General features: G+C 67.9%; 14 protein-coding genes. 8 read left to right on the top strand and 6 right to left on the bottom strand.

Annotation, left to right across the window (positions count from 1 at the left end):
* The first annotated feature begins 13 nt into the window (after positions 1-13).
* Positions 14-1333 (top strand): NAD(P)/FAD-dependent oxidoreductase, encoded by a 1320-nt coding sequence (locus tag OHS57_RS02040; protein ID WP_328580742.1) that lies wholly within the window; start codon positions 14-16, stop codon positions 1331-1333.
* On the opposite strand, the gene OHS57_RS02045 is transcribed toward OHS57_RS02040, so the two are convergent.
* Complete coding sequence (locus OHS57_RS02045; RefSeq protein WP_443043041.1) at positions 1311-1700, bottom strand: DUF3099 domain-containing protein; 390 nt, start codon at positions 1698-1700, stop codon at positions 1311-1313. The genes OHS57_RS02040 and OHS57_RS02045 overlap by 23 nt on opposite strands.
* 274 nt (positions 1701-1974) lie before the next feature.
* Here OHS57_RS02045 and OHS57_RS02050 point away from each other — a divergent pair, with 274 nt between their 5' ends.
* Together OHS57_RS02050 and qcrB are read left to right on the top strand one after the other, a co-directional pair.
* The gene (locus OHS57_RS02050) at positions 1975-2322 is read left to right on the top strand and encodes a hypothetical protein (RefSeq protein WP_041999418.1); all 348 of its coding nucleotides are present in this window, start codon (positions 1975-1977) and stop codon (positions 2320-2322) included.
* Between the two features lie 172 nt (positions 2323-2494).
* Positions 2495-4120, top strand: a complete 1626-nt coding sequence (gene qcrB, locus OHS57_RS02055) for a cytochrome bc1 complex cytochrome b subunit (RefSeq protein ID WP_328580744.1) — start codon at positions 2495-2497, stop codon at positions 4118-4120.
* Positions 4121-4187: 67 nt separating this feature from the next.
* Here the strand turns inward: qcrB and OHS57_RS02060 are convergent, their stop codons facing one another.
* Both OHS57_RS02060 and OHS57_RS02065 read right to left on the bottom strand, forming a co-directional pair.
* On the bottom strand, positions 4188-5888 hold the full coding sequence (locus OHS57_RS02060; protein WP_328584989.1) for an FAD-binding protein: 1701 nt from the start codon (positions 5886-5888) through the stop codon (positions 4188-4190).
* Positions 5889-6057: 169 nt separating this feature from the next.
* Positions 6058-6405 carry a hypothetical protein gene (locus OHS57_RS02065; RefSeq protein WP_328580745.1) on the bottom strand — a complete coding sequence of 116 codons (348 nt, stop codon included), beginning with the start codon at positions 6403-6405 and terminating at the stop codon, positions 6058-6060.
* Positions 6406-6664: 259 nt separating this feature from the next.
* Between OHS57_RS02065 and OHS57_RS02070 the strand changes: the two genes are divergently transcribed.
* A complete protein-coding gene (locus tag OHS57_RS02070) occupies positions 6665-7111 on the top strand; it encodes a cupin domain-containing protein (protein ID WP_328580746.1) in 447 nt (148 codons plus the stop codon).
* Between the two features lie 271 nt (positions 7112-7382).
* On the opposite strand, the gene OHS57_RS02075 is transcribed toward OHS57_RS02070, so the two are convergent.
* On the bottom strand, positions 7383-7979 hold the full coding sequence (locus tag OHS57_RS02075) for a hypothetical protein (RefSeq protein ID WP_328580747.1): 597 nt from the start codon (positions 7977-7979) through the stop codon (positions 7383-7385).
* 297 nt (positions 7980-8276) lie between these two features.
* Complete coding sequence (locus OHS57_RS02080; protein WP_328580748.1) at positions 8277-9521, bottom strand: phosphodiester glycosidase family protein; 1245 nt, start codon at positions 9519-9521, stop codon at positions 8277-8279.
* A 284-nt stretch (positions 9522-9805) separates the two neighbouring features.
* Between OHS57_RS02080 and OHS57_RS02085 the strand changes: the two genes are divergently transcribed.
* Both OHS57_RS02085 and OHS57_RS02090 read left to right on the top strand, forming a co-directional pair.
* On the top strand, positions 9806-11353 hold the full coding sequence (locus tag OHS57_RS02085; protein ID WP_328580749.1) for a glycoside hydrolase family 88 protein: 1548 nt from the start codon (positions 9806-9808) through the stop codon (positions 11351-11353).
* Positions 11354-11483: 130 nt separating this feature from the next.
* Positions 11484-13280, top strand: coding sequence for a TerD family protein (locus OHS57_RS02090; protein ID WP_328580750.1), 1797 nt, complete (start codon positions 11484-11486; stop codon positions 13278-13280).
* A gap of 22 nt (positions 13281-13302) precedes the next feature.
* On the opposite strand, the gene lspA is transcribed toward OHS57_RS02090, so the two are convergent.
* A complete protein-coding gene (gene lspA, locus OHS57_RS02095; protein ID WP_328580751.1) occupies positions 13303-13971 on the bottom strand; it encodes a signal peptidase II in 669 nt (222 codons plus the stop codon).
* A gap of 69 nt (positions 13972-14040) precedes the next feature.
* On the opposite strand from lspA, the gene OHS57_RS02100 reads away from it, so the two are divergent.
* Positions 14041-14838, top strand: coding sequence for an ABC transporter ATP-binding protein (locus OHS57_RS02100; protein WP_328580752.1), 798 nt, complete (start codon positions 14041-14043; stop codon positions 14836-14838).
* Between the two features lie 9 nt (positions 14839-14847).
* Positions 14848-15609 carry an ABC transporter permease gene (locus OHS57_RS02105; RefSeq protein ID WP_328580753.1) on the top strand — a complete coding sequence of 254 codons (762 nt, stop codon included), beginning with the start codon at positions 14848-14850 and terminating at the stop codon, positions 15607-15609.
* Positions 15610-15620 lie beyond the last annotated feature (11 nt).

The following is a 15620-nucleotide window of genomic DNA, read 5'->3' on the forward strand; positions in this document are numbered from 1 at the left end:
CACCAGGAGAACCATGCGCGAGATCCTCATAGTTGGCGGCGGCTACGCGGGCTTCTACACCGCCTGGGGACTGGAGAAGTCGTTGTCGGCGGACGAAGCGAGGGTCACGATCGTCGACCCGCGTCCGTACATGACCTACCAGCCCTTCCTGCCGGAGGTGATGGCCGGATCGGTCGAGGCCCGCCATGCCGCTGTGTCGATGCGCCGGCATCTGCGCTCCACCCGGATCATCGCGGGGACCGTGTCCGAGATCCGTCATGCGGACCGGTCACTCACTGTCCAGCCGGTGGGCGGAGCGGCTTACGAACTCCGCTACGACACCCTGGTGGTCACCGCCGGCGCGGTGACCCGCACCTTCCCGATTCCGGGGCTCGCCGAGCACGCAACCGGCATGAAGCACGTCGAAGAGGCGGTGGCCATCAGGGATCGCCTGCTGACGGCCTTCGACCAGGCCGCGTCGTTGCCGCCCGGTCCGCAGCGGCGAAGGCTCCTCACGGTCACCTTCGTGGGCGGCGGGTTCTCCGGTGTCGAGGGTTTCGGCGAACTGCTCTCCCTGGCAACGGCGATGCTCACGTCCTATCCGGAACTGACCTTCGACGACCTGTCGTTCCACCTGGTGGAGGCGCGGGACCGGATTCTGCCCGAGGTGACCGACAAGCCGGGAGCCTGGGTGGTGCGGTCCTTGGCACACCGTGGTGCACACGTGCACCTCAACACCCAGCTCGTCTCGGCCGAGGACGGCCACGTCGTCCTGTCCACTGGTGAGGAGTTCGACTCGGCCCTGATCGTGTGGGCCGCCGGCAACGCCTCGAACCCCGTCACGCACCGGCACACCGACCTTCCGGTCGACGAACGTGGGCTGCTCGTGGTCCGCGCCGACCTCCGCGTGGGTACGGACGCTCTTCCGGTACCGGACGTGTGGGCGGCCGGGGACGACGCCGCCGTACCCGACCTGGCCTCGCCCGTCGCGGGGGCGCACACCGTGCCCAACGCGCAGCACGCGGTACGGCAGGGCAAGCTGCTGGCGAAGAACATCACGGCGGACCTCCGCGGCGGAAAGACCCGTCCCTACCGGCACAGCAGTCTCGGAGTGGTGGCCACACTGGGCCTCGGCCGGGGAATCTTCCAGTACCGGGGAATCGTCATCAAGGGGTTCCCCGCGTGGCTGATGCACCGGGGCTACCACCTGCTGGCGGTGCCCTCGTGGGAGCGGAAGATCCGGGTGCTCGCCGTCTGGCTCACCGCCGCCCTGTTCGGACGGGACCTCGTCTCGCTGGCCTCTGTGCAGCATCCGAGGGACGCGTTCGTCGTCAGTACCGACGCACGTCCCTGACGGGAGGGACGGGAGCGTACGGCTCGGCGACGGCACCCTGGTTCGGCGACGCCACGGAGCCGTCGTGCGGTGCCGGAGCGATCATCGGGTGGGAGGGTGCGGGTACGAACGTCGCCATGGGTGAAGGGGCCTTCTCCCGACCGGCGTTGGCCAGGACGACGGCGATGTAGGGGAGGACGGCGCCGAGGACGAGCGCGACGATCGCCACGGGCCGCTCGACGTTCCACAGAGTGACCGCGAGGATCACCGAAACAGTGCGCACCGACATGGCGATGACATAGCGGCGCTGCCGGCCGCGCACGTCCTCGTCAAGTCCCTGCCTCGCTCCGGTGATCCGGAAGACCTGGACACTGTTCTGCTTCCTGATCACGTTCCACCATCCGCTGGTCTCGGTTGCCGTGCTACCCGTTAAGACAACTCCCGTGGCTCATCTGTGACACCGGCGCTTCCGGGACGTCCCTTGTCACAGAGCGAGGACCGCTCCGGTCACAACAGGCAAGAGCGACCCACGCCGACTTCGTCCCGGAGAGTGAAAACACGACATGGCGCCTCGTTCTGTGACCCGGACGGCAACGAGTGGGTCCTGCAGGAGGTGCCGAGCCGGGCGACCCAGTCGGACCGGCCGTCCTTTGGAGAACGCCATGGACACGAGTAAGGAGGCCGCACGCGGCCTCACCGCCATCGAGACCTTCCTGTACCGGGAGGCTCATCTGAGGGCCGCACGTCGGCGGGTAACAGCCTTCACCACACGGGCTCCTGGACTGACACGGGAGCAGAAGGAAGACATCGAACAGTGGTACCTCGATGAACAGGAGCAGGTCGCCCGGATGGTGACCGAGCACATCGCCGACAGCATCAGCGAGACGGAGGAGCGGTACCACGTGAGCTTCCGGCGGTGGCTCAGAGGAACCATGACGGCGATGGTGCTGATCACACTGGTCATCAGCGGCCTGTTCGTCGTGGCCCTCGGGTCGCTCGGCGCGCTCTAGGAATGCGCGGGACACTCGGCACGGTAGAGCCCGCGCGCCGTCCAGTCATGCCGTCACATCCACTGCTCTTGTCCGGTCATAGAGATGGAAGTGTTCCGGGACCTCCCCGGACGCCGCTTCCGCGCGGTCAACGCGCAAGCTATGAGCGAATGTCACGAACGGTGGTAAGGGCATGAAGGACGGGCGCCCGCTGAACGACGAGAGGCAGAACAACGCGGGGAAAAAGGTCGCCGTACGGGCCGGCGGACACCTGCGTTCATACGGCAGGCTCAAGGGAAACGCCCGAAAGGCCTTCCCGGACCACTGGTCCTTCCTGCTCGGCGAGATCTGCCTCTACAGTTTCGTCGTTCTCGTCGTCACCGGAATTTACCTGGCAGTGTACTTTCATCCATCGGCCCAGATGGTCAGGTATGAAGGCAGTTACGCACCTCTGCGCGGCCACCTGGTGTCGGAAGCGTTCAACTCGTCGATGCGGATATCCTTCGAACTCCGCGGCGGGTTGCTGATCAGACAGGCCCATCACTGGGCGGCGCTGATCTTCGTCGGTTCCATACTCGTCCACCTGATGCGTGTTTTCTTCACGGGCGCGTTCCGCAAGCCCCGCAGGCTCAGTTGGCTGATCGGATTCCTGCTGCTCATCCTCGCCATGTTCGAAGGGCTCACCGGCTACGACCTTCCCGACGACCTGCTCTCGGGGACCGGTCTCGCGGTGGTGAACGGCACGATTCTGTCGATCCCCTTCGTCGGGTCGTACCTGTCGTTGTTCCTCTTCGGAGGCGAGTTCCCCGGACACGAACTGATCGCCCACTTCCACCTTCTTCACGTGTGGATCATTCCCGCCCTGATGGTGTTCCTGATCGCCGTGTACATCTGGCTGGCGATACGCAACAAGCACACGCAGTATCCCGGTTCGGGGCGCACCGAGAAGAACGTCGTCGGTCTCCCGTTCACCGTTCACGCGGTGAAGTCGGCGGGGTTCTTCCTCCTCGTCGCTGGAGCCGTCTTCGCCATCGCCGGTGCCGTACAGATCAATCCGATCTGGCGGTACGGCCCCTTCCGGCCCGACCAGGTCTCGGCGGGGTCCCAGCCGGACTGGTACATGGGCGTCGCCGACGGGCTGCTGCGGGTCATGCCCGGCTGGGAGGTCAGTTTCCTTGGCCGCACCCTGGCACTGGACAATCTGATTCCGCTCGGCGTCGCCGGCGGGCTGTTCCTGGCCATGGCCGTGTACCCGTTCATCGAGTCCTGGCTGACCAGTGACGACCGTGAGCAGCACATTCTTGACCGGCCGCGCAATCGTCCCGTGCGTACGGCCCTCGGTGTCGCATGGATCAGTTTCTATCTGGTGGCCCTGATCGCCGCCGCGAACGACATCATCGCCGTCCGTCTCCACGTCTCCGTCGAGTCGGTGACGTGGGCCGTGCGCTTCGGTCTTTTCCTCGTACCGCTCACGGCGTTCTCCGTCACGAAGCGAGTGGCCCTCGGCCTCCAGCGCCGAGACCGCGACAAGGTGCTGCACGGAAGGGAGACCGGCATCATCAAGCGTTTGCCTGACGGCGAGTTCGTCGAGATCCATGAGCCGCTCGGCCCTGACGAACTCCATCTGCTCACGCAGCACACCCAGTACCGGCCGATCGACCCGGCCTCCGCGAAAGAGGGTGTGAAGGACGGCGTCGGACACGCCCTTGCCCGGCGCCTGCGTGCGGACCTGAGCCGACGGCTCTACGGGGAGGGCACGCAGGTCCCCAAGCCCTCCGAGCAGGAGTACAAGGAGATCACCGGCAAGCACCGGCCGTAACGGGGGCAGCAGCCAGGGGTGGGGCGACGTCCGTCGCCCCACCCCTGCTGACCGGTTGTCGCACCGGTCATTCAGCGAGTTTCCCGTCCGTCGAAACGTCCTCCATAAGAGAGGCGATCTCGTCAGGGATCGCCGGAATGCTCTCCCTGGTGATACCCGCTGTCGGGGACCACACCAGATTCACCCGCAGCTCGGGATCCATGTCGGGGTAGTCGCTGCGGTTGTGGCAGCCACGCGTCTCACGACGCTCCAGCGCCGATTCGAGTGTCGCGCGAGCGGCCAGGGCGGCGGACTTCAGGTCGAAGGCGTGCGCCAGGTCCTGATAGCCGGCGATGTCCGGGTGCACGCCGACGTCCGCCATCCGCTTCTCGATGACGGCCAGTTCGGCGAGTCCGGCACGCAGCCCCTCCCCGTCCCGTACGACACCGGCGTGTTCGGTCATGGTGTTGCGGATGGCACGCTGCAGAGCGCGGACGTTCTCCGGTCCGTCGGCGGCGAGAAGGGTGTCGAGCTCCTCGCGGGCCTGCGCGACGGCCGGAGCGGACCGGGGCTGCGCCGTCAGTGACTGCGAGTAGGCCGCAGCGGCCCGGCCCGTGAGACGCCCGAAGACCAGGAGTTCGATGAGGCTGTTCCCGCCCAGCCTGTTGGCACCGTGCAGGCCGCTCGACGCCTCGCCGATGGCGTACAGACCCCGGACATCGGTGCTGTGGTCCTCGGGATTCACCCGGACGCCACCCATCGAATAGTGCGCGGTGGGCGCGATCTCGATCGGTTCGCGGGTGATGTCCAGCATCTGCAGATCCAGCAGCGTCTGGTAGACGCGGGGCAGCCGCGTCATGATCGTCCGCCGTGGCAGATGCGACACGTCGAGCCACACACCGCCCTTGGGGGTCCCGCGGCCCTCCTTGATCTCCGTGTAGGAGGCCAGGGCCACCCGGTCCCGCGTGGACAGCTCCATGCGTTCGGGGTCGTACCGGGCCATGAAGCGTTCACCCAGCGCGTTGCGCAGGATGCCGCCCTCGCCCCTGGCCGCCTCGCTGACGAGGGTGCCGGCCGCGTTCTCTGGCTCGATGATTCCGGACGGATGGAACTGCACCAGCTCGGCGTCGCGCAGCCGCGCTCCGGCTTCCACCGCCAGGCGGAACGAGTCCCCGGTGTTCTCGTCGCGCCGTGAGGAGGTCCGCCGCCAGATGCGGGTGTGTCCGCCCGCGGCGAGGATGACGGCGTCGGCGTGGATGACGTAACGCGTTCCGTCGGCGAGGCTGAAGCCGTAGGCGCCGAAGACAGCTCCGTCGTGGACGAGCAGCCGGGTGATGTAGACGCCGTCGAGCACCGGAATGTTCAGCTGTTCCGTGCGCCGGACGAGGGTGCGCTGAATCTCCAGCCCTGTGTAGTCGCCGGCGAAGGCCGTGCGACGGAACTTGTGGGCGCCGAAGAAGCGCTGTGAGATACGGCCGTCTTCTTCCCTGGCGAACGCCATGCCGTACCGCTCCAGATCGTCGATTCCCCGGGCGGCGCCCTGGGTGACGATCTCCACGGTGCGGGGGTCGGCCAGCAGATAGCTCTCCTTGAGGGTGTCGGCCGCGTGCTGCTGCCAGCTGTCCTCCGGATCCATCGTGGCCAGTGCCGCGTTGATGCCTCCGGCGGCCAGCGCCGTGTGGGCGTCGTCCTTCGGACGCTTGCCGACAGCGAGGACGTCCGTGCCGGCCTCGGCCAGCTCGATCGCCGCGCGAAGCCCCGCGCCTCCGGTGCCGATCACCAGCACCATCGTGGATATTCGTTGTTCAGTGGCAGCCACGGTCAACTCCGATCGCCTTGGGGTGTCTGCTATTACGACCAGGGCGGTCGGGGAATTGTGACGACGATCTGCCCCGCCTGCCGCCCGACAATGGCGGCAACGGCGGCGCGGCCGGGTCGGCTCTCAGCTCTGCCTGAGTTCAACGGCCAGTACACTGCGGTCGGTTCGCTCCGGCAGCGCGACGAATCCCGATGCCCGCGTGCTGACCGACACGTCGCGTGGGAAGCAGACGCTTGATCCTGCGCGGCGGGACGACGGCCGGCGGCAGCCGGACGAGCAGAACGCCGCCAGGCACCAGCGCCGCGGCGAGGGCGGGCCACAGCGCGCGCCGCGTCGTCGGGTTCATGCAGGCGACCGCGTTGTGGCAGATCGCCACGTCCGACACCCCGTGCAATGCGGCCTCGTCCAGCGTGTGGGGATGCACGGTGACCCGCGCCCTGCGGTCGCCCGGCAGAGCGGCCAGGCGCGTCATCAGCGACGAGCGCATGGCGCGCGCCGGCCCGACCGCGTGCACGGGAGCCCCGACGCCGCGAGGCTCATGAGCGTGACACAGCCGGTTCCGGCGCCTACGTCCAGCACACCGAGGCCGGGCTTCAGGTCCGGTGATACAGAGCGCATGTACTGCAGACAAGCTTCGCTGCTTATATGTGACAACAGTGCGGCCCCGCACGCCGTCACTGTCACAGAAAGACGTTCCGGACGGTCATCACTGGGAGATCCAGCGGACCTACGGAAGGTGCAACACCATGTCGGACAGTCACTCAGCACATGCGCACGCCGACGATCACACGGCTTCGGAGGGGTGGATGACGGCGGCGAAGGTACTCCAGGACGCGGCGCCCCTCAGCGTCCCCGAGGGCGCCTCGGCGATGACGATCCTCGTCGAGTGGGAGCCCGGCGATCCGGGCACTCCCCCGCACCGCCACTCGGGTCCTGCCTTCGGTTACGTCATCGAGGGCGCGGTCCGCTTCGAACTCGAAGGCGAGCCCGAGCGCGTCGTCAAGGCCGGCGGAACCTTCTGGGAGCCCGGTGGCGACGCGATCCACTACCAGGACGGCAACGCGCTGCCGGACGAGCCCACCCGGTTCGTGGTGACGATGATGTGCGCCCCCGGCAAGCCCATGCTCGAACTCGTGGAAGAGGAGGAGCTGACCCGGCGGGCCCACCTGCGCGCTCCGCGCCCCCGCAACTGACGGGTCCCTGCGGCTCGCGGCCACGCCGGCTTCCCGCACGCCGTCGTGGCCGAGGGGCATCCTCGCGGTCACATGACTGATGCTGGCACTGCGCCCACAGCTCTCACAGTGTGACTGAAAGGTGTCAGTACGGTCTGTGTCGCAGACCGTCGTCAGTTCAACACGAGCGGGGACAGAGGGGTCATGGATTGCGGTACGCGCTGCACGGACAACAGCACGAATCAGGCAGTCGCAGTCCGTTCGAGGACGCTGAGTTCCTGGCGTTCGCCGCCTAGTGACCCCGCACGGCGGCGTCAAGCACCTTGGTCTGGGCGGCGATGAGGTCGGCCGGGAGCTTCGCGGGCTTCCCGGGCCGGTCGGCGGTCGACTTGTAGACCGCCACCGTCGATCCGTGGCGTTTCACCAGCACACCGACCGCGACCCTCAGGGGGTCGGAGTCGGCATTCATGACCGTGGTGAGACCGAAGGCGACACTGTTCTCGCCCTGCGCCGGATCGTCGACGGCCTTGACGTCCTCGTAGGCGACGGTGGGCAGATCCACCGCGTAGGCCGTGCAGGTGCGCAGCGCGGTCCGCAGGTCGGCAAGGACCCGCACAGCATCGGCCGGCCGGTACGACACCAGGGTGAGGATCGCGGAGTGCCCCGGCGTGCCCGCCGTGCGCTGCACACTGCCGACGGGTCCGTATCCACTGGCCCCCTCAAGCGTATCGCGGACCGGCGCGCAGACGGCAGGGTGCGTGATCGAGCTGGGGAAGGCCTTGATGACGCCGTTGCCGAGCCCGTCCGTGCCCTCTCCGATCTCGTTCGCCGTGACGCCAGGGAGGTCGTGGTCGTCCACCACGGCGTCCTCAAGCTGATTTTGCGTCAACACCGCGACCTTTGGGGCCTGTTGTCGACTGACCGGCTGCTTCGCCGCTACGGCACCATCGCCGCCCCCATCATGCCCACCCGCACAGCCCGCACCCGCCAGGCCGACGAACACCAACCCCACAGCGGCCACACGTCTTCGCACACTGTTCTTGCTCACGTTCTCTCCCCTTGATCACTTGGTAGGGAGGAACGATACGACAGGGGGCATGGTCGAGGACCTGCCACGGCGCCGTGCGTACCGGCTGTGCCGAGCCGTGCCGAGCCGTGCCGTAGCAGGTCCTGCCGTCCGATCAGATCAGCGCGAGAAGAGACCGATGCCCTCAGGGACCGGGCGTTCGGCGCCGCCCGTCGGGTGGTTGCGTACGGCCGGGTCGCCGGTCGCCCGGTCCCGGGTCACCAGGGTCGACGAACCGCCGCCGTCCAGGTTCACGCCCGCGTCCGCGCCCACGGTGTCGAGTACGTCCGCGACCTCGGCGACCGTCAGGCCCGCGCCGCTCTCCGCGCTGCCGTCCAGAACCAGCAGGTAGAGCAGCCGACCGCGGTCGCCGATACCCGCGGCTGTGCGGGTCGCCGCCGCCTTGGTGTCCAGGCCGGGCAGGGGTTCACCGCCGCGGAGCACGGGGAAGCCGCCCACGGCGAATTCGAACCGCTTGCCGCTCGTCGACGTCAACCGGTCGACGACCTTGACCCTTTCCCCGGTCCTGAGCGCACGCAGCCGGTCCGCGCCGGCCTCTCGGCCGACCAGCACCACGCTGCCCTCGGCGATCGCGCCGGCCCCGATCGTCGCGGATCCGGAGACCACCCGCCCGTTGCGGACGGTGACCTCGTACGCGTCCGTGGAGCAGGCCGCCGCCCGTACGGTGTCCGTGCCGCACACCGCGCGCTGTCGGGAGACGTCTCCCCACTTCGGGGTGAACGCACCCACTCCGCCCTCCGGAACGGCGTACTGGTTGAAGCCACCCAGGTCGAACGCACTCGACCTGGTGCGCACGCTTCCCTTGAGCGTCAACTCGTCCAGCCGGGCCCGCTTGTCGTAGCCCACCCCGATCACGTCGCGCGTCGAGGTGCCGGGCGGCAGGCCGGGGCCGAACCGCTGGCCGTCCGGCACCGCGGCCTTGAGCGCCTCGCCGTGGGCGACGGCGGGGCCGACGGCGGAGTTGGTGGGGGCGACCCCCACGTGCTGGGACTCCTCGATGTTGAAGAAGTCCGCGTTGACGCCGGCGACCGCCCCTTGCGCGGCGACCATCTGGGACAGCGGGACCCGGCTGGAGACGGTGCCGGGGGTGAGCAGGTCGACCGAGACGCGCCGGTTGGTGAGGTCGGCCGTGACCAGATGCCCGGAGACCACCCCGTGCGAGCCCGTCACCGAGAACGCCCGGTAGCCGATGCCGGGCGCTACCGGCACATCAGCGGCCAGCCGCACCCTGTCCACCGCGGTGGCCTGCCCCGCGCCCACTCCCCCGGCCACCACACCGGCGGCCACCACTCCCACGGTGGCCGCGACGGCGACGGCCGTTCGAGCACCAACAACAGATCTCATTACGTGACGTCCCGTCATATAGCTGTGTCCTGTCGGACCTTCCTCAGACGGCATGACACAGGACGGGACACAACATCGGCCAACGGCGCACTGACCGGGCGGCGAACTCTGGTGGCGACCACCCCAGGCGGCGCGACCTGCCGGTGCGCTCACCTTCACCTCCGACTTATTAATACGTATTAGTTATTGACTTCCCAGGAACGCGGCGCCACGATCCTTCACGTTGTCGAGCATCGCCCGCAGCCGGAGCGCTCCGGTGAGAACGACTGAAAAGGGAGTCTCAAATGCGCATCAGGGCTTTAGTGGTGGCGATCGGGATGATTGCCGCGAGCTACGCGGTGGCGGTGGGTCCGGCACACGCGGCGTCGACGGCCTACGAGGCCGAGAAGGCGACCGTCTTCCACGGCACGGTGGATTCCGATCACACAGGTTTCACCGGTACCGGCTTCGTCAACACCGCCAACGAGGTTGGCTCGTACGTACAGTTCACCGTCAACGCGCCGACCGCCGGAGCCGCCACGCTGACCCTCCGGTACGCGAACGGGACGGCGACAGGCCGTAAGGGCAGCGTCAGCGTCAACGGCGCCTCCGTGTCCACACCGGAGTTCGCCCCGACCGCGAACTGGGACAGCTGGGCCGCCGCCAGGGTGCCCGTGACCCTGAAGGCGGGAACGAACCAGGTCCGCGTCGTCAGCACGACGACGGGCGGTCTGCCCAATCTCGACTCGCTGACCGTCTCCGACGCGCAGAGCACGGACTGGTCGGACGCGATGATCGACTCCACCATGCAGCGGTACACACCGTCGAGTGTCGGCGGATGGAGCTACCCGGTCGCCCTCTACATGATGGGGCAGTACCAGGTCGCGCAGCGTACGACGGACCCCGCGCGCCGGGCAGCCCTGATCGCGTACGTCAAGGCCTGGGCGGACCGGTTCGTGAACGCCTCCGGACACATCGACAACAGCTTCGACACCCTGGACAGCATGATGCCGGGCCAGGTGATGATCGCGATGTACCGCGAGACCGGCCAGGCCAAGTACCGGATGGCCGCCCAGCAGATCCATGACCGGCTGCTTCCCTCCGGCGGATATCCGACCACGAGCGACGGCGGATTCTGGCACGGCGACAGCGCCGACCGGACCGACCAACTGTGGTCCGACGGCGCGTTCATGGCCGACCCGTTCATGGCGCAGTACGCCAAGTACATCGGGGACAGCACCCAGTCCTTCGACATCGCGACCAAGCAACTGGTGATCTACGCGAGCCATCTTCAGCAGCCGAACGGACTGCTGAAGCACGCGTACGACGCGTCCAGGTCGGCCTCATGGGCTGACCCGAACACCGGGCTGGCGCCCGAGTACTGGTGCCGCGCCATCGGGTGGGTCGGCGTCGCCGCCACGGAGATGCTGGACCTGATACCGGCAGATCACCCACGTCGGGCTCAACTGGTCTCGATCGTGCAGAACTTGGTCCGTGGCATGGCCGCCTACCAGGACCCGTCCACCGGACGCTGGTTCCAGGTCGTGGACAAGGGCAGCAGCGCCGGCAACTGGACCGAGACGTCATGCTCGGCGATGTACACCCTGACGGTCGAGGCGGCGATCAAGGGCGGATACGTCTCACGCGCCGACTACCAGCCGACGGTGGATTCCGGGAAGCGAGGCGAACTCAACCGGATCTCGTTGCACACCGACGGGCTGACGTATCTCACGTCGATCTCCGTCGGAACGAACGTCGGCGACTACGCGTACTACATCAACCGGCCCCAGGCCACGAACGACTTCCACGGACTGGGCGCTTTCCTCTACTTCTACGAGCAGGTCTATCACTGACCCTCGGCTCCCGCGCGCCGGAACACCACACACAGGCACGACAGTTGGGACATCGCGTTGGTCACGGCTTTGTGGGGGAAATCGCCATACAGGTTGAAGGAGGGGGCTATATGGGATCATCCTTGCCGCCATGAGTCTCGTATCCTCCTCCCTCAACTCGCCCACCCTGCACGGCTACGCCCACGACTGGGCCCTGGTGGACGTCGAGACGTCGGGACTCGTCCCCCGGCGGGACCGCGTGTTGTCGATCGCCGTGATCACGATCGGCCCGGACGGGGAGCAGACGGGAGAGTTCTCGGCGCTGTGCGACCCCGGCTGTGATCCGGGGCCGGTGGCGGTGCACGGGCTGACCGCAGAGCGGTTACGGGGTGCACCGTCCTTCGCCCAGGTCGCCGGTCGGATCGGAGCGATGCTCCAGGAGCGGGTCCTGGTCGCCCACAACGCCCAGTTCGACTACGACTTCCTGGCCCACGAATTCGCCCGTGCGCGGATGTGGCTGCCGGTGTCACAACGGCTCTGCACCCTGGCCCTCAATCGCCAGGTGGATCCGCCGACGGACGACATGAAGCTCGGCACCCTCGCCGCCCACTACGGGATCCCTCAGCGGCGGGCTCACGACGCGCTGGACGACACGCGTGTGCTCGCCGGGATCCTGCGCGCGTCACTGCGCGAGGCGGCGCAACTCGATCTCCCCCTGCCCCTGGTGACCTGTCCGCCCCGGGCGGAGTCCCAGTTCACGCCGAAGCCGCCGAAGACCCCGTGCGCGTACCGCAATCCGGGGCGGCCGACCGCGGGCGGACCGCTGCGGCAAGGGATGAAGATCGCGATCACGGGTGAGACCGCCCATGCCCGCGCCGAGCTTGTCGGGCGGGCGGTCGCCGCCGGGTTGAACATGATGAGCTCGGTGAGCCGGCACACCAGCGTGCTCGTCACCAATGAGCAGGCGTCCGACTCGGCAAAGGCTCGACGGGCACTCGCCGAAGGCGTACCGGTCATCGACGAATCCACTTTTCTGCGGCTGCTGGCCGGCGTACAACCGGGGACAGTTCATGAAGCGACGGCCGTCGCTGTCACCCCGGTAACTCGGCGGGAGCTGGAACCGGTCGTCAAAAGGCCGGAGTTGGCACCGACGGCAGCCCCCGCCGTGCCCGTGGTACCGACGCCGACGCCGGTACCCGCCGCACGCCAACCAGCGCCGTCCGCCAGCACTTCGGACCAGCCGCTGGCCGGGCGTCGCGTGCTGGTACTCGGCGGCACGCACGCCGACGCGTCGGCGGCTCGTACCCGCGTTGTCGAGCTGGGTGGGTCAGCGGCGGTCAATCTGTCCGCCAGCGTCACCGACGTCGCGCTCCTCGAAGGCGGCGACGGTGACCGACGCATGCGTCGCATCACGGCTCTCGGCCTGCCCACGCATGGCCTCCGTTGGCTGGCCGCGCCGACCGCGGCCGCGCCGACCGACAAGGCGCTGCGGCCTCAGGAACCGCTCGTGGTGCCGAGAGGCGGCGTCATCGCCTTCCTTCTCGACGAGGACGAACAGGTCACCTTCGACGAGGACTTCGTCTTCTACGGGGCTCCGGAGAGCCCGGCCGGTACGGTTCGGCTGCTGACCGGCGGCCCCGCCGAACAGACCGTCGCCCTCGATCTGGCGTCGCTGCCGCCCTCCACACGCAAGGTCGTCGTCGCAGCCGCCATCGACGGCGCCGCCACGTTCGGGACGGTCGGCGCGATCCAGATCGGCGCGGCGCCCGGCAGCAACGGCGCACTTCTGGCCCGCGCCACACTGGACGCCGCGACCACCGAACGCACCCTGCTGCTCGCGGAGATCTACCGCAGGGGCCCACTCTGGCGCCTGCGCGCTGTCGGCCAGGGCTACGACCACGGCCTCGACGCCCTCGCACGCGGATACGGCGTCGACGTCACCGACTGAACGAGGAGCGCGGCGGCGCCTGTCATCCCCCGACGACGACGCCGCTGCCCCGACGCTCTCGCGGAGCCGCTCCGTCCAGGGAGATACCCAGGAAGGAGAGGAAGACCATCAAGACTCCGCCGCAGACGATCGCCGAGTCAGCAAGGTTGAACACGGCGAAGTGCTCGACGGAGATGAAGTCGACGACATGCCCCCGGAAAACCCCAGGCGCGCGAAAGGTCCGGTCGGTCAGATTACCGAGCGCGCCTCCCAACAGCAGACCCAGCGCGACAGCCCACGGGAGGCTGTGGAGCTTGCGCGAGACGCGCACGACGACTACGACGACCGCGAGCGCGATGGCCGTGAACACGACAGTGAACGCCTGGCCCATGCTGAACGCCGCGCCTGGGTTCCGCATCACCTGAAGGGTGAGCACCCCGCCGATGACGTCGATGGACCGCTGGTTCTCCAACCGGGAGACGACCAGGAACTTACTGCCCAGATCCAGCGCATACGCAAGTCCGGCCAGGGCCAGCAAAAGGACCAGACGCGCCTTTCGGGAGCTTCGGTCGCCGGCCTCTGTCCCCGCTGTCTCGTGCTCGGGCTGCGACGAGCTGTTCCGCGATTCGCGAGTACCGCGATCAGCTGAGAAGCGGGCGGGTTCCCTCCGGATGACGTGGTCGGAGACGGCTTGACCTTGACGCTGCGTCAACCCTTCATCCTTCCGGCAGGAGCTTCCTCGCAGTCGGCTGGAACAGCTCCCCCAAGGAGGCAGATGACCATGGCAGCCCCATCGATCGCCGCGCCGGCGATTCGCGTGCGAGCCCTTGAGAAGTCGTACGGAAAGCTCGACGTGCTGCGCGGCGTGGACTTCGACGTGGCGCCGGGCAGTATCTTCGCGCTGCTCGGCTCCAACGGGTCGGGGAAGACCACGACCGTACGCATCCTCGCCACGCTCCTCAAGGCCGACGCGGGGACGGCGAGCGTCAATGGCTTCGACGTCGCCACCCAGCCGGCGGACGCGCGGGAATCCATCAGCCTCACCGGGCAGTTCGCGGCCGTGGACGAGATCCTCAGTGGTCGGGAGAACCTCGTACTCGTCACCCGGCTGCGCCATCTCAAGGACCCGGGATCGATCGCGGACGACCTGCTGAGCCGTTTCTCGCTGACCGAGGCGGGCGCGCGCAGGGTGTCGACGTATTCGGGCGGGATGCGCCGTCGGCTGGACATCGCGATGAGCCTCATCGGGAATTCGCCGGTGATCTTCCTGGACGAGCCGACGACCGGGCTCGATCCCGAGGCGCGAATCGAGGTGTGGCACGCGGTCAAGGAACTCGCCGGCTCGGGGACGACGGTACTGCTCACCACGCAGTACCTGGACGAGGCAGAGCAGTTGGCCGACCGGATCGCGATCCTCCACCAGGGGCGGATCATCGTGAACGGCACCCTCACCGAGCTCAAGCAGCTTTTCCCGCCCGCCACGGTCGAGTACGTCGAGAAGCAGCCGACCCTGGAGGAGATCTTCCTCGCGATCACCGGCGGCGGCGACAAGCGCGACGTCGTCGGCACGAACAACTAGGGGACCAGGATGACCACGTACTTCTTCGGCGACACCGCTGTTCTCACGGGGCGGACCCTGCGCCATGTCACCCGCAGCATCGACACCATCATCACGACCGTCATCACACCGGTCGCCATGATGCTGATGTTCGTCTACGTTTTCGGCGGCGCGATCGACACGGGGTCGGTTTCGTATGTGAACTACATGTTGCCCGGCATCCTGCTCATCACGATCGCGTCGGGCATCTCCTACACCGCCTTCCGCCTGTTCACCGACATGAAGAGCGGGATCTTCGAGCGGTTCCAGTCCATGCCGATCGCACGGTCGGGTGTGCTGTGGGCACATGTCGTCACCTCCCTGGTCGCCAACTTGATCTCGCTCGTGATCGTCGTGGGCGTCGCACTGCTCATGGGCTTCCGCTCGGGGGCGGGGGCGGCGACATGGCTCGCGGTCGCCGGGATTCTGATCCTGTTCACCCTGGCGCTGACCTGGATCGCCGTGATCGCCGGGCTGTCCGCGACGTCGGTCGAGGGCGCGGGCGCGTTCGCCTACCCGCTCATCTTCCTGCCGTTCATCAGCTCGGCGTTCGTGCCGACGCGGACCATGCCAGGACCGGTGCGCTGGTTCGCCGAGCACCAGCCGGTGACGTCGATCGTCAACACGATCCGCGACCTGTTCGCCCGGCAGCCCGTCGGCGACGACATCTGGACCGCGCTCGCGTGGTGCGCGGGCATCCTCGTCGTGGCGTACGTCTTCGCCATGGTCACCTATCGCCGGAAGATCGCCTGAGGCAGGCTGGG

Origin of the sequence: Streptomyces sp. NBC_00370, from assembly GCF_036084755.1 — a bacterium.
Lineage (GTDB): Bacteria > Actinomycetota > Actinomycetes > Streptomycetales > Streptomycetaceae > Streptomyces.